General features: G+C 36.2%; 25 protein-coding genes. 13 read left to right on the forward strand and 12 right to left on the reverse strand.

All coding sequences use genetic code 11. The features are described from left to right. Window positions 1–275 precede the first annotated feature (275 nt). From AC5LXV_RS03500 to AC5LXV_RS03515, 4 genes are all read right to left on the reverse strand, one after another. Window positions 276–1,052, reverse strand: a complete 777-nt coding sequence (locus AC5LXV_RS03500) for a class I SAM-dependent methyltransferase (protein ID WP_493445781.1) — start codon at window positions 1,050–1,052, stop codon at window positions 276–278. Window positions 1,053–1,259: 207 nt separating this feature from the next. Beyond that, window positions 1,260–2,972, reverse strand: coding sequence for a dihydroxy-acid dehydratase (gene ilvD, locus AC5LXV_RS03505; protein ID WP_086365903.1), 1,713 nt, complete (start codon window positions 2,970–2,972; stop codon window positions 1,260–1,262). A 27-nt stretch (window positions 2,973–2,999) separates the two neighbouring features. After that, on the reverse strand, window positions 3,000–4,268 hold the full coding sequence (locus tag AC5LXV_RS03510) for an MFS transporter (protein WP_086358802.1): 1,269 nt from the start codon (window positions 4,266–4,268) through the stop codon (window positions 3,000–3,002). 14 nt (window positions 4,269–4,282) lie between these two features. Then, a complete protein-coding gene (locus AC5LXV_RS03515; RefSeq protein ID WP_110424326.1) occupies window positions 4,283–5,200 on the reverse strand; it encodes a dihydrodipicolinate synthase family protein in 918 nt (305 codons plus the stop codon). Window positions 5,201–5,424: 224 nt separating this feature from the next. On the opposite strand from AC5LXV_RS03515, the gene AC5LXV_RS03520 reads away from it, so the two are divergent. Continuing rightward, window positions 5,425–6,567: an iron-containing alcohol dehydrogenase gene (locus AC5LXV_RS03520; RefSeq protein WP_110434566.1), complete on the forward strand. Its 1,143-nt coding sequence runs from the start codon at window positions 5,425–5,427 to the stop codon at window positions 6,565–6,567. Window positions 6,568–6,619: 52 nt separating this feature from the next. On the opposite strand, the gene AC5LXV_RS03525 is transcribed toward AC5LXV_RS03520, so the two are convergent. Further along, complete coding sequence (locus tag AC5LXV_RS03525) at window positions 6,620–7,372, reverse strand: IclR family transcriptional regulator (protein ID WP_034883954.1); 753 nt, start codon at window positions 7,370–7,372, stop codon at window positions 6,620–6,622. A gap of 256 nt (window positions 7,373–7,628) precedes the next feature. On the opposite strand from AC5LXV_RS03525, the gene pgi reads away from it, so the two are divergent. Beyond that, window positions 7,629–9,278 (forward strand): glucose-6-phosphate isomerase, encoded by a 1,650-nt coding sequence (pgi, locus tag AC5LXV_RS03530; protein ID WP_110424324.1) that lies wholly within the window; start codon window positions 7,629–7,631, stop codon window positions 9,276–9,278. Window positions 9,279–9,366: 88 nt separating this feature from the next. Here pgi and crr read toward each other — a convergent pair whose 3' ends face one another. The 4 genes from crr to AC5LXV_RS03550 all read right to left on the reverse strand — a co-directional run bounded on the left by crr (window position 9,367) and on the right by AC5LXV_RS03550 (window position 12,291). Then, window positions 9,367–9,870 (reverse strand): PTS glucose transporter subunit IIA, encoded by a 504-nt coding sequence (gene crr / locus AC5LXV_RS03535; protein WP_110434565.1) that lies wholly within the window; start codon window positions 9,868–9,870, stop codon window positions 9,367–9,369. A gap of 9 nt (window positions 9,871–9,879) precedes the next feature. Then, entirely contained in the window at window positions 9,880–11,607 is a 1,728-nt protein-coding gene (gene ptsI / locus AC5LXV_RS03540; protein WP_110434564.1) for a phosphoenolpyruvate-protein phosphotransferase PtsI, read from the reverse strand. A gap of 52 nt (window positions 11,608–11,659) precedes the next feature. After that, a complete protein-coding gene (gene ptsH / locus AC5LXV_RS03545) occupies window positions 11,660–11,917 on the reverse strand; it encodes a phosphocarrier protein Hpr (protein ID WP_034883950.1) in 258 nt (85 codons plus the stop codon). A 140-nt stretch (window positions 11,918–12,057) separates the two neighbouring features. Further along, entirely contained in the window at window positions 12,058–12,291 is a 234-nt protein-coding gene (locus tag AC5LXV_RS03550) for a hypothetical protein (RefSeq protein WP_493467392.1), read from the reverse strand. Window positions 12,292–12,515: 224 nt separating this feature from the next. Between AC5LXV_RS03550 and AC5LXV_RS03555 the strand changes: the two genes are divergently transcribed. Together AC5LXV_RS03555 and pepP are read left to right on the forward strand one after the other, a co-directional pair. Continuing rightward, window positions 12,516–13,058, forward strand: coding sequence for a UPF0149 family protein (locus AC5LXV_RS03555; protein WP_110434562.1), 543 nt, complete (start codon window positions 12,516–12,518; stop codon window positions 13,056–13,058). 33 nt (window positions 13,059–13,091) lie between these two features. Next, window positions 13,092–14,405: a Xaa-Pro aminopeptidase gene (pepP, locus tag AC5LXV_RS03560; RefSeq protein WP_493467393.1), complete on the forward strand. Its 1,314-nt coding sequence runs from the start codon at window positions 13,092–13,094 to the stop codon at window positions 14,403–14,405. Window positions 14,406–14,487: 82 nt separating this feature from the next. Here pepP and AC5LXV_RS03565 read toward each other — a convergent pair whose 3' ends face one another. Then, window positions 14,488–15,282 carry a TonB family protein gene (locus AC5LXV_RS03565; protein WP_110434560.1) on the reverse strand — a complete coding sequence of 265 codons (795 nt, stop codon included), beginning with the start codon at window positions 15,280–15,282 and terminating at the stop codon, window positions 14,488–14,490. Between the two features lie 154 nt (window positions 15,283–15,436). Between AC5LXV_RS03565 and ispB the strand changes: the two genes are divergently transcribed. The 3 genes from ispB (at window position 15,437) to AC5LXV_RS03580 (ending at window position 17,579) form a co-directional block, all read left to right on the forward strand. Then, entirely contained in the window at window positions 15,437–16,420 is a 984-nt protein-coding gene (ispB, locus tag AC5LXV_RS03570; RefSeq protein WP_110434604.1) for an octaprenyl diphosphate synthase, read from the forward strand. A gap of 155 nt (window positions 16,421–16,575) precedes the next feature. Continuing rightward, a complete protein-coding gene (locus AC5LXV_RS03575) occupies window positions 16,576–17,448 on the forward strand; it encodes an EamA family transporter (protein ID WP_110434559.1) in 873 nt (290 codons plus the stop codon). A 5-nt stretch (window positions 17,449–17,453) separates the two neighbouring features. Then, window positions 17,454–17,579 (forward strand): hypothetical protein, encoded by a 126-nt coding sequence (locus AC5LXV_RS03580; protein WP_493467394.1) that lies wholly within the window; start codon window positions 17,454–17,456, stop codon window positions 17,577–17,579. A 181-nt stretch (window positions 17,580–17,760) separates the two neighbouring features. Here AC5LXV_RS03580 and ffh read toward each other — a convergent pair whose 3' ends face one another. Then, window positions 17,761–19,128, reverse strand: coding sequence for a signal recognition particle protein (ffh, locus tag AC5LXV_RS03585; RefSeq protein ID WP_493467395.1), 1,368 nt, complete (start codon window positions 19,126–19,128; stop codon window positions 17,761–17,763). Between the two features lie 147 nt (window positions 19,129–19,275). Between ffh and AC5LXV_RS03590 the strand changes: the two genes are divergently transcribed. From AC5LXV_RS03590 to galU, 6 genes are all read left to right on the forward strand, one after another. Further along, complete coding sequence (locus AC5LXV_RS03590; RefSeq protein ID WP_493467396.1) at window positions 19,276–19,659, forward strand: RidA family protein; 384 nt, start codon at window positions 19,276–19,278, stop codon at window positions 19,657–19,659. A gap of 277 nt (window positions 19,660–19,936) precedes the next feature. After that, window positions 19,937–21,130 carry an amino acid aminotransferase gene (locus AC5LXV_RS03595; protein ID WP_110434556.1) on the forward strand — a complete coding sequence of 398 codons (1,194 nt, stop codon included), beginning with the start codon at window positions 19,937–19,939 and terminating at the stop codon, window positions 21,128–21,130. A gap of 47 nt (window positions 21,131–21,177) precedes the next feature. Continuing rightward, entirely contained in the window at window positions 21,178–21,309 is a 132-nt protein-coding gene (locus tag AC5LXV_RS03600) for an entericidin A/B family lipoprotein (protein ID WP_375334998.1), read from the forward strand. Window positions 21,310–21,406: 97 nt separating this feature from the next. Then, window positions 21,407–21,856, forward strand: a complete 450-nt coding sequence (locus tag AC5LXV_RS03605; RefSeq protein WP_493467397.1) for a hypothetical protein — start codon at window positions 21,407–21,409, stop codon at window positions 21,854–21,856. A 9-nt stretch (window positions 21,857–21,865) separates the two neighbouring features. Then, window positions 21,866–22,336, forward strand: coding sequence for a DUF2569 domain-containing protein (locus AC5LXV_RS03610; RefSeq protein WP_110434553.1), 471 nt, complete (start codon window positions 21,866–21,868; stop codon window positions 22,334–22,336). Window positions 22,337–22,382: 46 nt separating this feature from the next. Next, the gene (galU, locus tag AC5LXV_RS03615; protein WP_110434552.1) at window positions 22,383–23,297 is read left to right on the forward strand and encodes a UTP--glucose-1-phosphate uridylyltransferase GalU; all 915 of its coding nucleotides are present in this window, start codon (window positions 22,383–22,385) and stop codon (window positions 23,295–23,297) included. A gap of 83 nt (window positions 23,298–23,380) precedes the next feature. Here the strand turns inward: galU and AC5LXV_RS03620 are convergent, their stop codons facing one another. Then, a complete protein-coding gene (locus AC5LXV_RS03620; RefSeq protein ID WP_493467398.1) occupies window positions 23,381–24,802 on the reverse strand; it encodes a cation:dicarboxylate symporter family transporter in 1,422 nt (473 codons plus the stop codon). Window positions 24,803–24,829 lie beyond the last annotated feature (27 nt).

The raw sequence follows: 24,829 nt of genomic DNA on the forward strand, positions 1-24,829 counted from the left end.
TTTATAATTAACAAATGGTTATTCCTCTATATTGGAATTTTTCGTTTTATTCCAGTATAGAGGAATTTAAAATGGATAAATTTATCAAAGATATCAAATGAGAGGGTTATGCTTTAAATTGCAGTGATACCATGAAGCGTTTTTAATTAAAACCGATTTAATAGTCGCCAATAAGATAATATTCAAATATTAGCGTAATGGTATAGACGCCTTAATTATTTTTACAAAGAAATCTCAGTAACTAAAGTAATCATATTTCTATGTAAAATATATTTTTACGCTTTTTCCGCCATTATTAAAAACATTGGTGTTGAATGATAATTAATTTGTTCAATTTCATCCCAAACTATCTTGGATATATCTTTGTGAATATGAATATTTTTATAGCCGATTGATTGTAGGATATTCATATCCCATTCAGGTCTGATTTTTTGACTTAACGGTAGTAATCTGGCGATCCGTTCCATTTCGTGGGTATCGGTTTGGCGATAATGATCGTCTATACCACAATTGGCTGTATTTTCTCGGTCTTGCATGTATTGTGAATGAAGATCTTTATTAAAAAGAAATAAGTACCAGTTTGCATCAAAATTAAGTAATTTTCCTTGAGAATTTAGTACCCGAAACCATTCTTGATAAGCTACTGTGGGATTACTTAGGTTCCAAGTTACATTACGTAACACAATTAAATCAAAATGATTATCGTCAAACGGTAAGCAATGAACATCTGATAAAACAAAATTCACTTTTACCCGATATTGCGAGGCATTGTCTTTTGCTTGATCTATCATCGCTTGAGTAACATCAACTGCGGTTACTTCATGGCCCGCTAAAGCTAAGGTAATCGCCAAAAAACCAGGACCGGTTCCAATGTCTAATATCCGCAATTTATTTTTGTTAGGAGCATGGTTTAAGATTAACTTTTGCCAGATTTTTCTTTTATCCGTTGCCAGTTCGTCTTGGTTAGTTTGGCTGTATCCTTTCGCTCGGTTTGTCCAATAGATAATAAGATCTTGCAAAAGATTATCATCATTATTATTCGCTACTAGCACTTAGTTTCTCGCTTTTTTAAATAATTTTTAATTGTGAGACAGGTAGTATAATCATTATTACTCAATAAGATAATATTTACTACTATAACTTTATAGATAAGTTTTTAGTATTAAAAAATAGGATATTAATTGAGATAATTAAAGGTAAATTTTAGCGTGAATGATTTGAAATGCCACCAATGTGATAGGTGGCACTTTGTATCAATTTTATTCTATATAGGCACCGGCCATTAATGATTTAGCTCTTTCTGTATATTGTTTAAATACCCCTTTTCGTTTTGAATAATCGGGAGGTGTCCATTTTTGCTTACGTTTAGTAAATATTTCAGCAATTTCTTCTGCAGATTTAATTTCACCATTAATACCAATAATATTAAGTTTTCTAGCATGCACATCGATTTCGACAATATCATTATCTTCAACAAGTGCAATTGGACCGCCATCCGCAGCTTCAGGAGATACGTGACCAATGCATGGACCATGTGTTGCTCCCGAAAAACGTCCATCGGTGACCAATGCGACACTACCATTAAGACGCTTATCAAAGACAATTGCATCTGTGGTCATTAGCATTTCTGGCGCACCTGAACCTTTTGGCCCTTCATAACAAATGAAAATAACATCACCAGGATTAACCTTATTATTAATAATAGCCTCTTGAGCTGCTTCTTCCGAATTATAAACTTTGGCTGGTCCAGTATGTTTATGCATATCAGGACTACAGGCAGTATATTTTATAACTGCACCATCTGGCGCTATATTGCCTTTTAAAACAGCGATGGATCCCATTTTTTCTTTGTTAGGTTGGCGAATTAAATCATTTCGTTCTAATTTGTAATTATGCAAATAGCCTAAATTACGGTCAAAGAAACCGGTTTGCTGCATCATTTCCAAATTATCACCTAAAGACTGTCCTGTAACTGTCATTACATCAAGATCGAGTAAATCCTTAATCATCCATTGAACCATAGGAATACCACCAGCAAACCATAATAATTCAGTTACATATTGTCCGCTTGGTTGCACATTTGTAAGGTATGGTACGGTGTTATTAATTCGATCAAATACATCTGCGGTTAATTCAAATCCTGATGCATGTGCGATAGCCGGTAAATGAATCAGCGCATTTGTACTACCACTGATAGCAGCGTGTACTTTAATGGCATTTTCAAATGCAGCAGGTGTAAGTATTTTACGAGAGGTTATTCCTTCTTTAGCTAGATACATGGCATGGTGGCCTGCAGATCTAGCCATCCTGCGAATTTCAGACATGGTCGAAGGTGCTAATGCGCTTCCTGGTAGTGCTAACCCGAGTGCTTCTGACATGCATTGCATTGTACTTGCGGTACCCATGAATTGACATGCACCAGCGGTAGGACAACCACATCTTTGTAAGGTTTGAATTTGTTTGATATCAATTTCACCTTTTTTATATTGTGCAGTGGCACCGCCTAAGTCTGATGTCGTCATATTAGGAGCAGGGCGCATTGAACCACCAGGAACATGAACTAACGGTATGTCAAGTCGTGCAGCTGCAATAAGGTGAGCAGGTACTGATTTATCACAACTAGAAATAAGTACTGCTGCATCATATGGTATGACAGAACCATGAATTTCGACCATATTAGCAATCGCTTCCCTTGAGGCTAATATATAATTCATGCCATCATGACCTTGTCCCCAGCCATCACAAATATCTGTAACATGGCTACGTACTGAACGACCGCCTCGTTCATGCACGCCAAGAACAACTTCATAACCTAAACTATCGAGGTGATAACTACCCGGATGACTTTCTCCATAACAGTCATCAATAAGAACTTGTGGTTTTTCAGTATCTTCAACGGTATAATTCATGCCCATTCGTAATGCATCTAATTGTGACCATAGATCCCTGGCAAATTTACATTTTTGTTGCATAATTTCCTCCAATGCTTTTTTAATTTTTTATTTTGTTGGTTTTGCGGTTACAGCAGGTAGCGTGAATAATAGAATAATTGCAATGATTAAAGCCCCAACTAAGGTATATAGTCCTGCATTTTTACTTACGGTAACGGTTAATAAACCAACTAGATATGGCCCGATAAATCCTCCTAGATTACCAAGGGCATTGATTGTTCCTCGTACTCCACCTAAAACATTTGATGGGAATAATAGTGGTGGTAATGTCCAAAATGGGCCGGCGTATGCTTGTAGGAAAAAGCCACATAAAACCATCATTCCATAAGCAAGCCATGTACTGTTTTCTAATAATATAGATAACGTTAAACATACAGCAAACCCAATCATAGGAATTGCAGTATAGAGCCTACGATTCATGGTTTGGTCACATAATTTAGCAATATAGTATTGTCCAAATATACAAAGAATGTATGGTGCTGCGGTTAATAGTCCAACAATAGACATACCACTACCGGTTAATTGTTTAATTAACATTGGCATCCAAAGGGCAAAACCGTAAAAACCAATTTGGAAGAAGAAATAGATAGCAACCAGTTTCCATAAGTTGATACTACTTAATACTGTTTTAACACTTGCTTTGTCATCTAATTTTATAAGCGCTTTATCTTCGGCAAATTGTTGGTTTAACCAATTTAATTCTTTAGGATCTAGCCATTTAGCTTGATGAGGATAATCAGAAACAAGAGGCATCCAAACAAAGAGTAATGCTAAAGATATAATACCTTCAATGATAAACATTTCTCTCCAACCCCAAGCTTCAATTAACCAACCAGATAATGGACCGGTAATGATAGATGCTGCCGCTAAATTCATTTGGAAAAATGCAATTGCTCTAGCTCTTTCATGATTTGGAAACCAATGCCCAATCAATGCCAATATAGCAGGGTATACTCCCCCTTCAGCTACCCCCAATATAAAACGTATGATAAGTAATTGAATGGGATCTCGAACAAATCCTGTTATTGCAGCAAAACCGCCCCAAACAACAATAGTCCATGCGATAAATTTTTTGGCGCTATAGCGTTCAGCGATTTGACCACCGGGAATTTGTAAAAATATATAGCCAATAAAAAAGATCCCTGCGACAAGACCTGCGAAAGACGCGGTCATACCTAAGTCTTTATTCATTCCTCCGGCAATACCAATGGCAATATTTGTTCTGTCCATATATGCCACGATATACACCAGAATGGTAGCCGGAATTATATGTTTCCAACGCCCTTTAGGAATTGTTTTATCTTCTGTATTATTCATATGGATGCCTCCAATTATTTATTTATAATAGGAATTTGAGCAGACTCTAATACTTGAATTAATAGGTCTTTTTTGTTTTTTGGTAGTTTTGTTACCGGCGCCAAAACCTCAGTTGAAATATCTACTCCAGTTAGTTTGATAGCTTGTTTAATAACCCCAAAGAAAGGCGATTCAATCGCATAAACCGGCATTAATTTTGCTAATTGACGCTGTAATTTAAATGCGGTTTGGTAATCTTTTTTAATGAATGCCTTATAAATTCCCTTGGTGATTTTCGGGGCAAAATTAAATGTTGCTGGAATGCCACCATGACCACCAAGAATAAGCGTGTCTAACATATATTCATCAAATCCACTGAAGATGATAAAATCTGGACGGAAGGCGTGAACCCTGTTGATGACTTCTCGGGTATGGCTTATGTTATCAATGGTGTCTTTCAAACCAATAATATTTGGCTGCTCCTTGGCTAATCGAGTAATAACATCAATACCAATATCTTGGCCGGTTAATGCCGGGAAATTGTAAAGTAGCACTGGTATATCAAGATTTTCAGCGACAGTTTTATAATGGTGATAAATGGCATCACTATTCAATAAAGCATAATATGGATTGACCACTAAAACGGCATCTGCGCCTATTTGTGCTGCATGTTGACCATATTGAATAGTTTCTTTGGTACTTGGACTGGATATTCCAATCATCACTGGAATGCGTTTATTGATATGTTTTACCGCAAATTCAGCAACTTCAAGTCGTAGTTTCGGTGGCATATGACAAAATTCACCACCACTCCCTAAAATCAAAACGCCATCAGCTTCACTATCGATCAGATGATCTAATAGATTAGCCATTCCTTTTTTATCCAGTTCCCCATGTTTATCTACAATTGTCGGCACGGGTGGAAATATCCCTTTAAATTTTGCTAAACTCATTTTTTCTCCTTTGTTCATAATATGGAACTTTATTTCTTTCTTGTGAACGGATTATTGAGGAAAAAATTTTGAATTGCAATGCATTAATTCAAAAGAAAATTAATTTTGTGATCCTCCTCTCATTGTAAAAAATATTTTTTCGGCAAGTTTATTTTTTCCGTATAATGAAATTAAGTTCTTTTTGTGGGATTTTTTTTGAAATATGATTAATTAAAGAGGTAAATATGATTTATTACATTCCACCCGTTAATTTATTAGGAAAAGGATGTCTATCTGAGTTAGGGGTACCGGTTAAAAAACTAAATTGCCAAAAGGCATTTGTGGTTAGTGACAAGTTTTTAGTCGGTAATGGTACGGTAGATAGAGTAGTCGATATTTTAGCCAAAGAGGGAATTGAATCGGTTATTTTTTATGATGTTAAACCAAATCCTACCGTTGCTAATGTTGAAAATGCACTAAAATTATGTCAAGAATCTAAATGTGATTTTGTGGTTTCCATTGGTGGTGGATCACCTCAGGATTGTGGTAAAGCGGTTGCGGTGTTAGCAACTAATGGTGGCAAAATTACCGATTATGAAGGGATGCATAAAAGTAAACATAAATGTTTACCTATCGTGGCAATAGCAACCACTGCAGGTACTTCTGCCGAAGTTACCATCAATTACGTGATTACTGATGAAAGCAGACACGTAAAAATGATTATGGTCGATCCAAATACACTGGCATCAATAACGGTTAGTGATCCCGATTTAATGATTTCTAAACCAGCAAATTTAACCGCAGCAACCGGTATGGATGCGTTAACTCATGCAATAGAAGCGGTGGTAGCTAAAGGTGCGATGGATGTCACTGATTCGACCGCACTGTATGCAATTGGTCAAACCTTTAAATATTTGGCGCGCGCGGTTAAAAATGGTAATGATATTGAAGCCAGAGAGCAGATGAGTTATGCCTGCTTTTTAAACGGTATTGCTTTTAGTAATGCGGGTTTAGGTAATGTGCATGCGATGGCACATCAACTCGGTGGTCTTTATGATTTACCTCATGGGGTCTGTAATGCGATGCTATTATCGGTAGTTGAAAAGGAAAATGCGAAACATGCTCCAGAAAAATTTAGAGCGATTGCCGAAACAATTGGATTAGATACTAAAGATAAAACCGACCAAGAATGTGTTGATTATGTGATAAAAAGAATTGAAGATTTGGCACAAGAAGTCGGTATTCCTAAATCATTGAAGGAGTTAGGCGTCGATAATCCTGATTTTGAGTTGTTGGCAGAAAATTCAATGAAGGATGCTTGTGCCGGTGCTAACCCCGTCTTTTTTGATAAACAAAAACTTATTGAGCTATTTAAGAAGATAGCTTAATGAGTTATGGATTAAAATAGTTAAAATAATATTGAATCATAATGATTCAATATTATTGAAACTTGCTAGTCAGTTGTTGACATGCTTTACGCACTAGCTCTGAATATTTTTCGATCTTCTCTACCGGTAGTTGAAAAAGCACCCCAGAAATACTAATCGCCGCAATTGGTTCATGATTTTTATTAAAAATAGGAGCAGCGATACAATGAACACCTTTTACATCTTCTTGATTGTCATAGGCCCAACCTTGCGAGCGAATTTTTGCTAGCTCTTTTTTTAACTGTTTTTTGCTGGTAATTGTGGTGTCGGTATATTTAACCAATTTATCTTCTGGTATAAGTTGATCGATTTTCTCATCTGGTAACCATGCTATCAATGCTTTACCAATACCGGAACTATGCAGAGGTAATTTTTTGCCTATCCAAGTACGAATACCGATAGCTTGGTCATTTTCAATTTTTGCAATATAGACTGAATATAGACCATCTAACACACCTAGATGGCAAGTTAAATTGGTTTGATCTCTTAATTTTGACATCAACGGTTCCGCTATTTTGGTGATATCAAACTGTTCCAGCGATTTATCACCCCATTCATGCAATTTTAATCCAAGATAATACTGGTTCTGATCTTGACGCAAGATACCATGCATAACTAATGCATTAAGTAGGGTTGAAGTACTACTTTTGGGTAAATTAAGATCCTGAAATATTTGACTAAAAGTTGCACCTTTGTGATTATCTAAATAATCACAAATGCGTACTATTTTATCTAATGCAGGTACTAGAGTTTGAATATTTGGCATGAAATATCCTAATATAATAATGTCAAAAATTTAGTTATTTTATGGTACTAATTAGTTAGAAAATTATTTTTTGAACGGTTATATGTATTAAATGGCTTATCTGTAACATTATATTCAAGTTATATGATTAGGAAAAGAAAATAACATTTATTATTTTTTATTTTAACTTAATTTGAAAGAATAAATCCTTATCTTGCATCATGTTAGGCATAGTTATATTATGGTTAATAGTGCTATATTAATTAAGGAATAAGTCATGTTAAAGTCAATTGATCCAACAACTACTTCCGCCTGGAAGTCCCTTCAAGCTAGTTATCAAAAGCATCACGCTAAAACCATTGCCCAAATTCTAAAAGATGAACCTAAGCGAGTTGAAAAGTTAAGTATTCCTTTTGAAGATGAGTTCTTGGTTGATCTTGCAAAAAATCGTGTAACGCAAGAGACATTAGAAATTCTTTATAAACTTGCCGATGAATGTGATTTAAATGGTGCCATTAAGGCTATGTACAGCGGTGAAAAAATTAATCGCACAGAAAATCGCGCCGTTTTGCATGTTGCGCTTCGTAATGTATCAAATTCGCCAATTTATGTTGATGGTAAAAATGTTATGGATGATGTCAATGCAGTGCTTGCTAAGATGGAATCCTTTAGTAAAAAAATTATTAGTGGTGAGTGGAAAGGTTATACTGGTAAAGCAATTACCGATGTAGTTAATATCGGTATTGGTGGTTCAGATTTAGGGCCACATATGATAACCGAAGCGCTAAGACCTTATAAAAATCATTTAACTATGCACTTTGTTTCAAATGTTGATGGTACGCATATTGTTGAAGCTTTAAAGGGTTTAAATCCAGAAACTACGTTATTTTTAGTTGCCTCAAAAACGTTTACAACTCAAGAAACGATGACCAATGCGCAAACGGCTCGTCAATGGTTACTTGATGCGGCAAAAGATGAGAAAGCCGTTGCGCTTCACTTTGTGGCGTTATCAACTAATGCCAAAGAAGTTGAAAAATTTGGTATTGATACAGCTAATATGTTTGAGTTTTGGGATTGGGTAGGTGGTCGTTACTCTTCTTGGTCAGCTATCGGTTTATCGATTGTCCTTTCAATTGGCTTTGAAAACTTTAAACAGTTTTTAGCTGGTGGCCATGCAATGGATAAACATTTCCAAAGCGCACCAATTGAAAAAAATATTCCGACTTTACTTGCTTTAATTGGTATTTGGTACAATAACTTTTATGGTGCCGAAACCGAAGCGATTCTACCTTATGATCAATATATGCATCGTTTTGCCGCCTACTTCCAGCAAGGTAATATGGAATCAAATGGTAAAAGTGTTGATCGTAATGGTAACAAAACTGGTTATACAACCGGCCCAATTATTTGGGGAGAGCCGGGAACAAATGGTCAGCATGCTTTTTATCAATTAATTCATCAAGGTACTAAACTGATTCCTTGCGATTTTATTGCGCCAGCCATTAGTCACAATCCGGTTGGTGATCATCATCCGAAGTTACTTTCTAACTTTTTTGCCCAAACAGAAGCTTTAGCTTTTGGTAAGACAGCTCAACAAGTAGAACAAGAGTTTGTTGCTGCGGGTAAAACACTCGATGAAGTTAAATCTATTGTTCCATTTAAAGTCTTTGAAGGTAACAAACCAACCAACTCTATTTTAGTCAAGAAAATCACGCCTTATACATTAGGGGCACTAGTCGCGATGTACGAACATAAGATCTTTACCCAAGGTATTATTCTTAATATCTTTAGTTTTGATCAATGGGGAGTTGAGCTTGGTAAGCAATTAGCTGGCCGAATTTTACCGGAATTAGCTGATGATAAACCGGTGAGTTCTCACGATGATTCTACTAATAATCTAATTAATCAATATAAGAAATGGCGTTAACCACTATTTTGTGAATTGAATAAGTATTATGAATTGAATAAATAAAAAAAACCTTCAGCTTCTAAACTGAAGGTTTTTTTATAACTGATTATTTTTTAACACGCATTATTGGTGTTTTGCCCGCTTCAACTGAACCTGTTAGTTTAGTTAATTCAACCACGGTTTCCATATTTGAAATAACCACTGGGGTTAATACTGATTTAGCTCTACTTTCAAGTAAAGGTAGATCGATTTCAATGATAGTATCACCAATCTTAACTTGTTGTCCTTCTTCGGCAACACGGGTAAAACCTTCACCTTTTAATTCAACAGTATCTATACCAAAGTGAACAAAAAGCTCGATACCTTCATCTGATTCAATAGCAAAGGCGTGATTGGTTTCGAAAATTTTACCAATTTTACCATTTAATGGTGCAACAATTTTGTTACCAGAAGGTTTGATAGCTACGCCATCACCAACGATTTTTTCTGCAAAAACAACATCGGGTACATCTTCGATTTTAACGATTTCACCACTAAGCGGTGAAATAATTTCGATGTTATGTTTGTTATCATCAGATACAAATTGTTTAATTTTATCAAATAGCCCCATCATGGCCTCCTAACAAATTTGCTTTTCAGCAGTATATTTTTCAATTAAATCGGTTACTTCTTTAGCTGTTGCTTTTTCAAGAACCGTGTCAGCAAATTTCTTCGCTTCTTCATAATTAGTATTACGAATTAGTTTCTTAATTTTAGGAATTGATACCGCACTCATACTAAACTCATCAAGACCCATACCAAGTAATAAAATTGTTGCTCTTTCGTCACCAGCAAGTTCACCACACATTCCAGTCCATTTACCTTCTTGGTGAGACGCATCGATTACATTTTTAATTAAAGTTAATACTGATGGTGAAAGTGGATTATAAAGATGTGAAATCAATTCATTACCACGGTCAACCGCAAGGGTATATTGGGTTAAATCGTTAGTACCAATACTAAAGAAGTCAACTTCTTTCGCTAAGTGACGAGCAATGACTGCTGCGGCTGGCGTTTCGATCATAACACCGATTTCAATGTTTTTATCGAATGCTTTACCTTCAGAGGTTAATTGTTCTTTAAGGATGTTAATTTCAGATTTTAAGATACGAATCTCTTCAACCGAAATAATCATTGGGAACATAATACGTAATTTACCAAATGCCGAAGCACGTAAAACTGCACGTAACTGAGCATGTAAGATTTCTTTACGGTCTAGACAGATACGAATTGCTCGCCAACCTAAGAATGGATTTTCTTCTTTTGGTAAATGCATATAAGGTACATCTTTGTCACCACCAATATCCATGGTACGAACAATAACCGATAGGCCATTAGTTGATTCAGCAACTTCTTTATATGCTTTGAATTGTTCGTCTTCATTAGGATACGCATCACGATCCATAAATAAGAATTCAGTACGATAAAGACCAACACCTTCATAACCATTACGATCTGCACCAGCAATATCACGAACTGTACCGATATTGGCACAAATTTCAACTTGATGACCATCAAGGGTCACAGCTGGTAAGTCTTTTAATTTTGCTAACTCTTCTTTATCAGCAATATATTTGGTTTGAACTTGTTTTAATTTTTCTTGAGTTGCGTGATCTGGATTAATGTAGATAGCGTTGTTGATGGCATCTAAAATAACAAAATCACCTTGTTTGATTGCTTGGGTTGCATTAGAGGTACCAACGATAGCTGGAATTTCTAATGAACGAGCCATAATCGATGTATGTGACGTACGACCGCCGGCATCAGTGATGAAACCTAATACCATATCTAAATTTAATTGCGCAGTTTCCGATGGTGTTAAATCAGTCGCAACTAAAATACAAGGTTGGCTAATAGCACTTAAATCAACAATTTCAATACCTAAAATATTTTTTAGCAATCGTTTACCAATATCTCGGATATCGGCCGCACGTTCTTTTAGATATTCATCATCTAAGTTCTCTAACTCTTTTGCTTGGGTTTCAAATACAGATTGGACTGCGGCATCAGCACTTGAGTGTTTACTTTTGATACGTGAAATAACTTCTTGTTCAAGATCTTCATCTTCAAGAAGCATAATATGACCTTCAAAAATGGCAGCTTTATCTTCACCTAAAGTGGTTTTTGCTCGCTCCATGATGGCATGTAATTGTTCGCTTGATTTTTCACGCGCTTCTTTAAAGCGATCAATTTCAGCATCAATTTTGTTATCTAGAATTTGCCTATTATTAATAATAATAGGTTCTTCTTTTAATAATAGCGCTTTTGCAAAAGCGATACCGGGGGAAACAAGTATACCTGATACCATAACATTTAATCCTTATCTAATATTAAAACCGTTTAAAGCTGATATGGGAGTATTATTCCAATTCAGGAATTAATTTTACTAAATGAGCTACTGCTTCTTTTTCATCTTCACCTTCAGCTGAAATAGTAATAGTAGTTCCTTGAGTTAATCCTAGTGTTTGTAATTTAAATAAGCTTTTAGCACTAGCACTTTTTCCATTTGATGTGACAGTAATTTCAGAATTGAAATTTTTAGCTTCCTTTACGAATTGTGCAGCAGGGCGGGTATGAAGACCGTTCGATGCAGTAATGGTTACATCTTGCTTATACATAATTATTTAACTCCCAAAAATATATTTGTTCATGCGACAATATAAATAAAAACAGCTTGAAAGGCTAGTAAGATTTCACAGATATGTAATATTTAGTTAATCTTATTGGCCATAATCATCAATGTTAGCTGATATATTTATTAATATTGGTAAATCCGAGTGATCTTATCACTACATTTTTTAAATTCTACCTGCCCGTGAATTCCTCGTTTGATATTTTCATATACCAACTCCTCACTACCATCTAGTTGTGAGGCACGGATCTCTTCTCGGCAGAAAGATTCAAACTTATCAAGTTCTTGTTCACTATTGCCTAACTGATAATTTTTAGGTAAATCTTGGCTAGTTACAAAGGCATTTGTCTTATTTCGCACATCAAGAACAATTATACCTTTGTTTGGTAGCCATGAACTACACGCAGTTAATGATATAACTATGTATAGCGATGTTAAAATTAATCTTAAAATGTTCAAAATAATTCCTTTATAAAGCGCAATAACCTGTTTATTATTTACAGTTAGGCGCAAATTATATACTAATAATGTGTGAAAGTGCAGGGGTGTATTTTTACCGTTATCACAAAACAAGGGTGGAATTCATGACAGATAGCAAAATTTATGATGAGCTTAATCGTCAACTTATTCAGAATAAAATTGGTATAACCGCAGCTGAATTACATGGATTTTTAACTGGCATCTTGGCAGGCGGCAATCATGACGAGAGCTGGAGGGTGTTAGTGCAAGACATGTTAAATGATGGGCAAAAAATTGCTGAACCGTTAAATAAACAAATAGAAAAATTATATCATTCAACAAAACAACAACTTATTGATGAAGATTTTGAGTTCCAGCTTTTACTTAGTGAACAAGATTTGTTTCGCCAAATTGATGATTTAGTTGGTTGGGTAAATCATTTTTTATTAGGTATTGGTTTAGTTCAACCAAAACTTAATCGGCTTAAAGGCGATGTAGGTGAAGCAATATACGACCTAAGACAAATAGTTAAACTCGGTTATGATGAAGATGAAGATCAGCAAGAGCTAGGTTTTGCATTTGAAGAGATCAAAGAGTACGTTCGAATTACGGCGATGTTATGTTTTGATGAATTTAATGAATCTGATATCACCCCAACTCTTCACTAAAATGCTGTATTATTGATCATTAAGGTAAACGCTATGATAGATATTGATACCAAGGCAGAACTGTTAGCTCGACGAAATAAATTATTGGCACAGATGGAGTTAAATAGCATTGCCTTATTTTTTGCTTCGCCAGAAGTTAAGCGAAGTAATGATACCCATTATCCTTATCGACAAGATAGTGATTTTTGGTATTTTACTTCTTTTGCTGAACCAGAAGCACTTTTTGTGGTTATTAAACAGTCAGATAATCAACCACGTTATATTTTATTTAATCGTAAAAAAGATCCTCTAGCTGAAACATGGACCGGATATCGGTTAGGTCAACAAGCTGCACTTGAAAAAGTTTTAGTAGATGAAGCCTATCTTTTTGATGAGATTGATGAGGTTTTGCCTAATTTAATCAATGGTAAAAAAGCTATTTATCATGCTGACCAGCTATATCATTATGCTGACGAGATAATTAAAAAAACGCTTAATACGCTACGGCAAGGCAGTCGATTAAAACTTTCAGCGCCAAGCATAGTTATTGATTGGCGACCAATCGTTCACGAAATGCGGATGTTTAAGTCTGAATATGAAATCGCCATTTTACGTCAAGCTTGTGAAATCAGTGCGCAAGCACATATTCGAGCAATGCAAAAATGTCAGCCCAATTGGTTTGAGTATCAATTAGAAGCCGAAATCTTACATGAGTTTGCTCGGCGTGGTGCTCGTTGGCCGTCATATAACACCATCGTTGGTGGTGGTAATAATGGTTGTATATTGCATTATGAAAATAATAGCGACAAGTTGCAAGATGGTGATTTAGTCTTAATTGATGCAGGTTGTGAATACCAATATTATGCCGGAGATATTACCCGAACATTTCCGGTTAATGGTCACTTCAATCTAGCTCAACGCGAAATATATGACATAGTATTAACGGCACAATATACCGCTATCAAATTATTAAAACCAGGTACTTCAATATCCTTAGTGAATCAAAAAATTATTCGGATGATGGTTGAAGGGTTAGTTCAGTTGCGAATTATGCAAGGCGATGTTGAAACATTGATTGTTAATAAAGCTTATCAAGCGTTTTATATGCATGGTTTAGGCCATTGGTTAGGTATTGATGTGCATGATGTTGGCAGTGATCGCGATCGTCTACTGGAACCGGGTATGGTCTTAACGGTAGAACCTGGACTCTATATTAATAAAGATGCTGATGTTGCTGAACGCTATAAGGGTATCGGGATTCGGATTGAAGACAATATTTTAATTACCGACTCTGGCAACCAAGTTTTAACCGCAACGGTACCAAAAGATCCACAGCAGATTGAATTTTTAATGCAAAATAACCGATGAATTTAAATAAGGCGCTAATCAAAATGTTGAGATTAGCGCTTTTTATTGTTTAAAAGACAATTATTGATTGGTAACTGTATGATTAACCTAAGCTAATTGAATTATCGCGGTTAAAAATAATCTTTATTTTGATATCTTTACCAGCAATTGGTTTGTACTTCCACGTTTTCATTGCCGAGATAACTGAGCGATTAAAAATATTATTAGGTTGGGTTTCAATGATTCTAATATTTTCAACACGCCCCTCACTTGTAACATCGAACATGGCAACAACATAACCCTCTAAGCGCATATCAAGTGCTCTTCGAGGATATTCAGGTCGATTACGACTAATTGGTGTTGGATTGCCTGAATATTGTCGATTTTCAGATACTTTAGGTGCTACTGAAGTATTTGCCACTTTATCACTGATCACGTCTTGCTTAACTTGTTGACGAGATGATTTTTGGGTAGGAGGTTTTTTATTTTTCGGCTTTGGTTCGGTTTTAATAATTACCGGTTTATCGGTTTCAACCACTGGTTTTTCTTCTTTGACGATCTCAGGCTCTTTTACCGGGTCAACTTGCGGTTCTTCAATTGGTTTATTGTCGATGATTTCACTGTTTTCAACACCTTTAATGTCAGGTGCATCTTCAACTAAAGATTGTTCAGGCGCGGCTAGCTGAGTAAGGTCGACCATCACAGCTTTAATTGAATTATCACCTTCATCAATCGTGATATTATTTGCAAACAGTGCTGAACTGAATAATAATCCGAATAAAAATAGATGCGATATCACAGAGATAGATGTATATAAATAAACATCCTTTGGCTTATTAGAAGCAGGTGATTGTGGTTCTTGTTCGTTGTTGATATCTATATCAAAATTAATCTTCATAACGGTAAATAATTTTCGCTTAAGGCGAGTATTCTAAATGAAAATGCTTATCATTTGTAGCATTTTTTTAAATATGATTTATCACTACTTGTTGCTTAAAAATATTTATCAGATAATAGTAAGCAAATATTTCCCATTTGTAGCGGTTAGACTGATGAATAATCCATCAATAAAACAAATACTCGATTTAGTGCAAGATGATTTAATTAAGGTTAATGAAGCAATACAAGCAGAACTCTGTTCCGATGTGGTATTAATCAATCAATTAGGAAATTATATCATCAGCAGTGGTGGCAAGCGTATTCGTCCTATTATTGCATTACTCATCGCTAAAGCGCTCAATTATCAGGGTGATAAACATATTATTACCGCAGCTTTTATTGAATTTATCCACACGGCGACTTTATTGCATGATGATGTTGTTGATGAATCTGATTTACGGCGTGGCAAATCAACCGCTAATGCATTATTTGGTAATGCGGCTAGTGTCTTAGTTGGTGATTATATTTATACCCGATCTTTCCAAATGATGGTACGTACCGAATCATTCAAAGTATTAAAAATAATGTCAGAAGCGACCAATGTCATTGCCGAAGGTGAAGTTCAACAACTTATGAATTGTAATGATCCTGATATTACTAAAGAGCAGTATTTACAAGTTATTTATCGTAAAACAGCAAGACTGTTTGAAGCCACTTCACATTCCGCTGCGGTATTAGCCGGCGCAACCCCTGAGCAGGAATTTGCCCTGCAAGAATATGGAAAATATTTGGGAACAGCCTTTCAAATTATTGATGACCTATTAGACTATAGCGCTGATAGTAATCAAAAATTAGGTAAAAATTTAGGTGATGACCTTAATGAGGGTAAACCAACTTTACCATTATTACATGCGATGCATCATGCTAATTCAGAAGATGCGACTTTAATCCGCCAAGCCATTGAGCAAGGAAATGGTCGTCATTTATTAGATCATATTTTAGCGGTGATGCAGTCTTGTGGATCACTTGAATTTACTTTTAAAACCGCTCAACAAGAAGCCAATAAAGCATTTAATGTTATTTCAATCCTACCGGATTCCCCTTATAAAAAAGCGCTTCAAGATCTGGCATTGCTATCAGTAAAAAGGGAAAACTAAACGTGATGTGATATTTTTAAAAACGTTATTGATGCAATTTATTTAATAACAACGTGTTTTAGCTACATATCGTAATAATCTTAAATTGATTTTACGTTGTTATGCAAACAGATTGCGACCCTTTAAATGCAGTTACTTCAATCAAGGTAGTTATTATGTTCAAAAGATCTTGGCCTGTGCTATTAATTTTTGTTTCGATGATATCGGTACAAGCAAGTGCTTCATTCGCTAAATACTTGTTCCCGGTACTCGGGCCAGAGGCGATGACTGCTTGGCGGTTATTTTTCTCGGCAATTTTATTGGTAATAATCTTTAAACCTTGGCGTAAAACCATCACTAAACCGGCCATTAAATATATTATTTTATATGGTGTAGCGATGGGATGTATGAATTTGGCTTTTTATAATGCTATATCACGAATCCCGATAGGTATCGCGGTAGCCATTGAGTTAACTGGCCCCATTATGGTGGCGATGTTTTCCGGACGACGATTAACCGATTTTATTTGGTTAGCTATTGCGATAGTTGGATTAGTGATGTTGTTGCCTATTCATCAAGCTTCCAATGATTTAGATCCTATTGGTATTTTACTGGCTTTATGTGCAGGTAGCTGTTGGGCGGGTTATATTCTTTTTGGCCGTAAAGCGGGTGAAATTTATGGTGCATCAAGTGTTGCGGTAGGTTCAATTGTCGCCTCGCTATTACTGTTTCCAATTGGCGTATGGCAAAGTGGAAGCAACATGTTTTCAATCGAACTGCTGCCACTGGTTTTTGTGGTTTCATTGTTAGCTTCAGCTATTCCATATGGTCTTGATATGATCGCACTACCACGCTTACCGGCGCAAACTTTTAGTACCTTAATGAGTTTGTCACCAGTATTTGCGGCGTTTTCCGGATTAATTGTGTTGCACGAACAGTTAACACATTATCAATGGTTGGCTATTATGTTCATTATCGTTTCATCGATTGGAACCGTATTAACCATGCATCGGCCAAGTAAGATTAAAGCAGTAAATCGCGAGAATTAAGTTTATTGAAATACTATCGCGCCGAGCCGCGCGATAGTGGCGTTTTTAGTACCTTAATGAGTTTGTCACCGGTATTTGCGGCGTTTTGCGGATTAATTGTGTTGCACGAACAATTAACACATTATCAATAGTTGGCTATTATGTTTATTATTGTTTCATCGATTGGAACCGTATTAACTATGTATCATTAACCATGCATCGCATCGGCCAAGCAAACTTAAAGCAGTAAATCGCGAGAATTGTGTTTTTTGAAATACTATCGCGCCGAGCTACGCGATAGTAATGAATTGCAAGAAAGAGAAAAGTAAAACGTTATCTCGGTGGGAAACCCATACCGCCGCCCATTAACCCTTTCATTTGGCGCATCATCTTCATCATGCCACCACCTTTCATTTTTTTCATCATCTTTTGCATATCTTCAAACTGTTTAAGTAGCTTGTTGACATCTTGCACTTGGGTACCGGAACCATTAGCAATTCGACGTTTGCGAGAACCTTTTATAATTTCGGGGTTTGCCCGCTCTTTTAATGTCATTGAACCAATAATCGCTTCCATCTTGATGGTGATTTTATCATCCATCTGCGCTTTGATATGCTCAGGAAGTTGACCGACGCCCGGCAGTTTGGCTAGCATTGCGCCCATTCCGCCCATACTACGCATTTGTCGTAGTTGATCTTGAAAGTCGTTAAAATCAAACTTATCGCCTTTTTTAAGTTTTTTGGCGATTTTTTCCGCTTTTTCACGATCAACATTACTCTGTAATTCTTCAATTAAAGAGAGAACATCACCCATGCCTAAAATGCGTGATGCGATACGGTCAGGATAAAAAGGTTCAAGAGCATCCGTCTTTTCACCCATCCCTAAGAATTTGATTGGTTTACCGGTAATATGACGAATTGATAATGCCGCACCACCACGCGCATCACCATCCACTTTAGTTAAAATAACCCCAGTTAGTGGTAAGGCATCATTAAATGCTTTGGCGGTATTAGCAGCATCTTGCCCGGTCATGGCATCGACCACAAATAAGGTTTCAATTGGATTGATTGCATCATGTAATGCTTTAATTTCATCCATCATTTCGCTATCAACATGCAATCGACCCGCAGTATCGACAATAAGCACATCAAAGAATTGTAGTTTGGCATGCGAAATGGCTTGGTTAACAATATCAACCGGTTTTTGTTTTATATCTGATGGGAAGAACTCAACATTAATCGCTTTCGCCAGTGTTTCTAATTGTTTTATCGCTGCGGGACGATAAACGTCAGCAGAGACAACTAAGACTTTCTTTTTCTGTTTTTCTTTTAAGAATTTTGCTAGTTTAGCCACGCTAGTTGTTTTACCGGCACCTTGCAAGCCAGCCATTAGTATAACCGCTGGAGGCTGGGTAGCTAAGTTAAGTGTACTGTTAACTTCGCCCATTGCGCTGGTAAGTTCGGCTTGAACTATTTTTATAAATTCTTGGCCGGGTGTTAGACTTTTATTAACATCTAAACCGACAGCTTTTTGTTTAACTTGGTTAATAAATTCTCGTACTACAGGTAAGGCAACATCGGCCTCAAGTAATGCCATACGCACATCGCGCAACGCATCTTTAATATTATCTTCAGACAGACGCCCACGACCACTAATATTGCGAAATGTCTGTGATAAACGATCAGTTAAATTCTCAAACATACTAACTCTCAAAAAAATGAAAAAATTTTCACCTATCATATCAGAAAATTGACAGAAGTCCCATGATCATAAATTTACCGTGACTTGACACCAAATTGGCTTCCTGTTGAAATGGGAGCCATAACAAGATGAAAGGAGAAAGCATACATGGTAAAAGTTGTTAATACCGATAAAGCCCCTGCGGCTATTGGCCCTTATGTTCAAGGTGTTGATTTAGGCAATATGTTATTTGCCTCAGGTCAAATTCCGATTAACCCCGCAACAGGTGAGATGCCAAATTGTGTCAAAGAGCAAGCAAAACAAAGTTTAGCAAATGTTAAAGCGATTATTACTGAAGCCGGTTATCAAGTTAAAAATATTGTTAAAACAACGATTTTTTTAGCTGATATGAATGATTTTGCGCAAGTAAATAGTGTCTATGAGGCATTTTTTACTGAGAATCAAGCCACATTCCCTGCTCGCTCTTGTGTGCAAGTTGCACGCATTCCTAAAGATGCAAAAGTTGAAATAGAAGTGATTGCTGTCAAATAAGCTCACAAAAATGGTTAGCACCGAAAGGTGCTAATTAACGACCAATTAAAGTACCGAAAAGTTGAGGAACGGGGTTTTTGAGTTTTTTTACTTAATTTTCCTAATTTTTGTTGTCTACTTTGGGATTTTTCTATCAGAATCAATTTTTTAAACCATCGCTTTTATTAGCCTAAAATTATTTATATTTAAACTATTATTTAATGATTGATTGCCAATTAAGTTGGTGCAATAATCTACAACTATACATTGCTATTTATTGGTTAATTAGGTTGGAAAAATGTTTGAAAAAGTAGAGTCGTATGCGGGTGATCCCATTTTATCATTGGTCGCTGAATTTAATAATGATAAGCGTGCCGATAAGATCAATTTAAGTATTGGTTATTATTATGATGAAAACAGTGTGGTTCCGCAATTATCCTGCGTAAAAACGGCTCGAGACTATATTTATCATCATCAACAAGGTGCGCAACTTTATTTGCCGATGAGTGGCTTACCGAGTTATTGTCAAGCGATCCAATCGCTACTTTTTGGTGAAGATAATCCTGCTTTTCAAGCACAGCGAATTGCCACTGTTCAGACATTAGGCGGATCTGGAGCGCTGAAAGTCGGTGCTGACTTTTTATATCGCTATTTTCCCGATTCGCAAGTGTGGGTTAGTGATCCAACTTGGGAAAATCATATCGCTATTTTCAATGGAGCAGGCTTTAAGGTAAATAAATATCCCTATTTTGATCCAGAGACTTGTGGCGTAAAATTTGATGCTATGCTTGCGACACTAAATAGTTTACCGGCTAAAAGTATCGTGTTGTTGCATCCTTGCTGTCATAACCCAACGGGGGCAGATTTAACCCATCAACAGTGGGATAAAGTGATTGAGGTTTTACAAAATCGTGATCTTATCCCATTTATGGATATTGCTTACCAAGGTTTTGGCGAAACTATCGAAAGTGATAGTTATGCAATAAAAAAAGTGGCGGAGCAAGGCTTGTGTGGTTTTATCAGTAATTCGTTTTCTAAAACATTCTCACTTTATGGTGAGCGAGTAGGTGGTTTATCGGTTTTATGTGATGATAACCAAGCGGCTAATCGAGTATTTGGCCAGTTACAAGCAACCGTTCGTCGAAATTATTCAAGTCCAGCCGCTTATGGTGCGCAGTTAGTGTCATACGTACTGAATAATGCTGAACTTAAAGCTTTATGGTTTAAAGAAGTTGAATCAATGCGTAACCGTATTGTTAGTATGCGCTCAACATTAGTCGATCTATTAAAAACAGCAGCACCTAAGCAGAATTTTGATTATTTACTTAAACAAAGAGGTATGTTTAGTTATACCGGTTTTTCTAAAGAGCAAGTCGCACAATTAAAAGATGATTTTGCTGTTTATTTGGTGGGCAGTGGAAGAATGTGTGTGGCGGGTTTAAATCACCTTAATATACATCGTGTAGCAGAGGCTTTTGCTACAATCAAATAGCTAATTCATTAATCAGAGGAGTATTTAAAATGTTCCACAAAATGTTAATGTTAGTAGTAGCTCTTGTTATGGCAACATTGGTTGTAGGTTGTAATACGTTTAAAGGTGTAGGTAAAGATGTGCAATCAGGCGGTAAAGCAATTACCAATACCGCCGAAAATGTTAGTGATAAAATGTAAACGATGAGTGCAATTGCTTATAAATATTTTTATAAGCAAACAGGAAAATATGTATCGAATCTTTATTTTAGTATTTTTACTTGTAGGGTGCAGTTCGTTGAATTTTCGAACTGCGCCTTTAACAATGGAAAATTGCCAGTACCAAAATCGTTCTGGTATTGAATTTAAGCTAAACCAGCTTGAATCCAATCTTACAGAATATCCCCATATTTATCTCTCACAAAGTCGAGCGGGTAATCATTTACCAATAAGTTATGCTGGTTTAAAAGGCAAATTAACCGGTCAAACTTTTGAGCGCGATTATCCAAAAGAGACATTTTGGCGTAGTACTAATATATATGAACGAGCATCAATGTATGATGATGGTTATGATGATCTCTACATTAGCGCCAAACAGAAAGAAGCACGCGATCGTAAAGCAAAATTTGTAGTTAAAGAGGCGGTATTAGAGACCTGTCAGATTGTCTATATTTCCATTGATTCTTTAGCTAAAGATAGGGATAATCCGTCACTAATTGAATCTAACGATTTATCTATTATCAAATAAGGAATTTATATGACTGACAACTCACCCCTTAAGGGGTTAGGTGGCTGGCTTATTATTGTTGCAATAAGATTAATTTTTAGTTGTATCAGTAGTTTAATTTTGATTCTTTATAGTAGCATTATCTTTATAGAATGGTCTCAAATTACTAATCCAGATTCCAATCTTTATATTGAAAATCTTAAGTGGGTTTATCTATTTGAAATTGGTATTAATCTGATTATTATTTTTTTTAGTAGCTATCTGCTCTATCTGTTTTTTACTAAAAATTATAAATTTCCATCTTTAATGATCTGTTTTGAATTTGTAATCGTTATATTTAAGGTTTTAGACCTGTTTATTAATGATCAATTTACTATATTTAAACTTGAAATTCGTGATATTTTTATTACAACAAATAGCATTATTTGGAGCACTATTTGGGTCTTGTATATGCTAAATTCAGTGCGCGTGAAGAATACGTTTGTAAATGGATATCGTTGAGAGAAAAGTTATAATATTATTAGTTAATTTTTTTTAAGGAATTAAAATGCCATTAAATTTTGAACCCTCTGTTAAGGGAAAAGTTAAAAAAGCGGTGATCCCTGTTGCTGGTCTTGGCACAAGAATGTTACCTGCAACTAAAGCGATTCCTAAAGAGATGCTACCAGTGGTTGATAAACCACTTATTCAATATGTAGTCAAAGAGTGTATTGCTGCGGGAATAACCGAAATTATCTTCGTGACACACTCTTCGAAAAATTCTATTGAAAACCATTTTGATACCAGTTTTGAGCTTGAAGCTATGCTTGAGGCGCGTGTTAAACGCCAGCTCTTGCAGGAAGTACAAGGTATACTACCAAAAAATGTCACTATCACAAGTGTTCGTCAAGGTTTAGCTAAAGGACTTGGTCATGCGGTGCTTTGTGCTTATCCTTTAGTTGGTGATGAACCTTTTGCCGTTGTGTTACCGGATGTAATTATTGATGAGTATGATAGCGATCTTTCTCAAGATAATTTAGCGGCGATGATTAATAATTATCATAACACTAAACATAGTCAAATTATGGTTGAACCAGTACCGAAAGAGCTAGTTTCCTCTTATGGTATTGTCGACTGCCGAGGTGAAGAGTTATCGGCTGGTAATGTCGTCCAAATGTATAGTGTAGTTGAAAAACCGTCAATTGACGAAGCGCCGTCTAATCAATCAGTCGTTGGACGTTATGTACTGTCTGAAAAAATTTGGCCTTTATTAGCCAAAACGCCATTAGGAGCAGGTGGTGAGATTCAATTAACTGATGCGATTGCGATGTTACTAGAAGATGAGCCTGTCGATGCCTATTGTATAAAAGGTCGAAGCCATGACTGTGGAAATAAATTAGGTTATGTACAAACTTTCGTACAATACGCAATGCGTCACAATAGTTTAGGTGATGATGTTAAAGCGTGGTTAAAGACCCTATAAGTTTGCTTTACCGTTAAGATAAAAAAGACGCCAATTGGCGTCTTTTGCAATTTACAATAAATTCAATGCAAATTATTTCTTGGTTAAACTTCTGACTGTTCATTATCTAAAGTTACATTTGGATCGTTATAGATATCCATATCCATTAATCCAACCTCGTGATCCGTTGCTATTGCTGCGGTCATTGCTCCAGATACGTTAGCTAAAGTTCTCGCCATATCAATAATTGGATCGACGGCTAATACCATACCGATTAATGGGAAGTACTCAGCCATTCCCATACCAGAAAGCACCACAGTAGCAGCAACAGTTGCGGTACCTGGAATACCGGCGATGCCAATCGAACCGATAACCACCACAATTACTAGCATAATGTAAAATTGAATATCAGTATTAATGCCTACCATATGAGCAACCATAACCGCCAGTAAAGCAGGGAAAAAGCCAGCGCAACCATTCATACCCATTGTACTACCAAGCGATCCGACTAGGTTTGCGGTACCGGTATTTACCCCCATTCTGACGGTCAGTGTTGATATCGTCATTGGTAATGTACCAACCGATGAGCGGCTGGTGAAGGCCAGTAACCATGTGCCAAGTGCCTTTTTAATAAAGAGGATAGGGGAAATACCATGCACCATCACAATCACAATATGCACAACAAGCATTATTATAGTGGCAAGGTAAATCGCTAATACGAAGCTTGATACTTCAATAATTGCTGGGATACCGTTTGAAATAATGGTGCGAGCAAGTAAGGCAATTACCGCATAAGGCATATATTTGATGACTGTCATGGCAATTGACATGATGATTTTATAAAGCGCCTCAATAAAAGTTTTAAAAAGAGCGATAGGTTGTGGATTCTTTTTTTCCATGCGGTTAGCGGCAAGCCCCATTAAAGCCGAAAAGATAACTAAACCTACGATATTCTCTTTTACCATAGAAGCAATAATATTACTTGGAATAAGATTGACAAATGTATCGATGATATTTGTATATTGTTTCGCGGTAGCAGTTTTGGCTGAGGCTGAGCTGATTTCACCTAAGGATAAGACATTGGCTAAGAGGATACCGACTATACATGCAATTGCGGTAGTAAATAGTAACCAAAAAATCCCTCTGAATGCGATTTGTGGTAAATTCTCTTTACCAGAAAAATCAATAATCACTTTTACGATTGAAACAAAAATTAACGGGATCACCAGCATGCGTATAAAAGCGATAAAGGCGCGACCAAATAAACCATACCATGTTGCTGTTTCTTGCATCCAAACTGTTGAGTCAGTAGGAAAACCGGCTGTGGCTTGGATACCTAAACCAAGAACGGCACCAAGTATCAATCCGACTAACATTCGAATGGAAAAATTAACTTTTTTTGTTTGTAGTGGCCGCATGATAGCGAAAAAGCAAAGCAGTAATAACCCAATGCCGATTAAGGTTTGATAATGAGTGATAGATAAGAACTTTTCGAAAAAAGTGCCCTGAAATATGGCATCTGACATGTTTACCCCCAGCGTTTGGATAAAATT

This window comes from Gilliamella sp. LMG 34359 (genome assembly GCF_984569085.1).

Bases quoted from the DNA above. Each gene is read 5' to 3' on its own strand.
- pepP (WP_493467393.1), top strand. From the start codon at position 13,092: ATGATAGATATTGATACCAAGGCAGAACTGTTAGCTCGACGAAATAAA.
- AC5LXV_RS03600 (WP_375334998.1), top strand. From the start codon at position 21,178: ATGTTAGTAGTAGCTCTTGTTATGGCAACATTGGTTGTAGGTTGTAAT.
- ilvD (WP_086365903.1), bottom strand. From the start codon at position 2,972: ATGCAACAAAAATGTAAATTTGCCAGGGATCTATGGTCACAATTAGAT.
- ispB (WP_110434604.1), top strand. From the start codon at position 15,437: ATGAATAATCCATCAATAAAACAAATACTCGATTTAGTGCAAGATGAT.
- ffh (WP_493467395.1), bottom strand. From the start codon at position 19,128: ATGTTTGAGAATTTAACTGATCGTTTATCACAGACATTTCGCAATATT.
- pgi (WP_110424324.1), top strand. From the start codon at position 7,629: ATGTTAAAGTCAATTGATCCAACAACTACTTCCGCCTGGAAGTCCCTT.
- AC5LXV_RS03590 (WP_493467396.1), top strand. From the start codon at position 19,276: ATGGTAAAAGTTGTTAATACCGATAAAGCCCCTGCGGCTATTGGCCCT.
- AC5LXV_RS03520 (WP_110434566.1), top strand. From the start codon at position 5,425: ATGATTTATTACATTCCACCCGTTAATTTATTAGGAAAAGGATGTCTA.
- AC5LXV_RS03510 (WP_086358802.1), bottom strand. From the start codon at position 4,268: ATGAATAATACAGAAGATAAAACAATTCCTAAAGGGCGTTGGAAACAT.
- AC5LXV_RS03575 (WP_110434559.1), top strand. From the start codon at position 16,576: ATGTTCAAAAGATCTTGGCCTGTGCTATTAATTTTTGTTTCGATGATA.
- AC5LXV_RS03565 (WP_110434560.1), bottom strand. From the start codon at position 15,282: ATGAAGATTAATTTTGATATAGATATCAACAACGAACAAGAACCACAA.
- AC5LXV_RS03620 (WP_493467398.1), bottom strand. From the start codon at position 24,802: ATGTCAGATGCCATATTTCAGGGCACTTTTTTCGAAAAGTTCTTATCT.
- ptsH (WP_034883950.1), bottom strand. From the start codon at position 11,917: ATGTATAAGCAAGATGTAACCATTACTGCATCGAACGGTCTTCATACC.
- galU (WP_110434552.1), top strand. From the start codon at position 22,383: ATGCCATTAAATTTTGAACCCTCTGTTAAGGGAAAAGTTAAAAAAGCG.
- AC5LXV_RS03525 (WP_034883954.1), bottom strand. From the start codon at position 7,372: ATGCCAAATATTCAAACTCTAGTACCTGCATTAGATAAAATAGTACGC.
- AC5LXV_RS03595 (WP_110434556.1), top strand. From the start codon at position 19,937: ATGTTTGAAAAAGTAGAGTCGTATGCGGGTGATCCCATTTTATCATTG.
- AC5LXV_RS03555 (WP_110434562.1), top strand. From the start codon at position 12,516: ATGACAGATAGCAAAATTTATGATGAGCTTAATCGTCAACTTATTCAG.
- AC5LXV_RS03515 (WP_110424326.1), bottom strand. From the start codon at position 5,200: ATGAGTTTAGCAAAATTTAAAGGGATATTTCCACCCGTGCCGACAATT.
- AC5LXV_RS03610 (WP_110434553.1), top strand. From the start codon at position 21,866: ATGACTGACAACTCACCCCTTAAGGGGTTAGGTGGCTGGCTTATTATT.
- ptsI (WP_110434564.1), bottom strand. From the start codon at position 11,607: ATGGTATCAGGTATACTTGTTTCCCCCGGTATCGCTTTTGCAAAAGCG.
- crr (WP_110434565.1), bottom strand. From the start codon at position 9,870: ATGGGGCTATTTGATAAAATTAAACAATTTGTATCTGATGATAACAAA.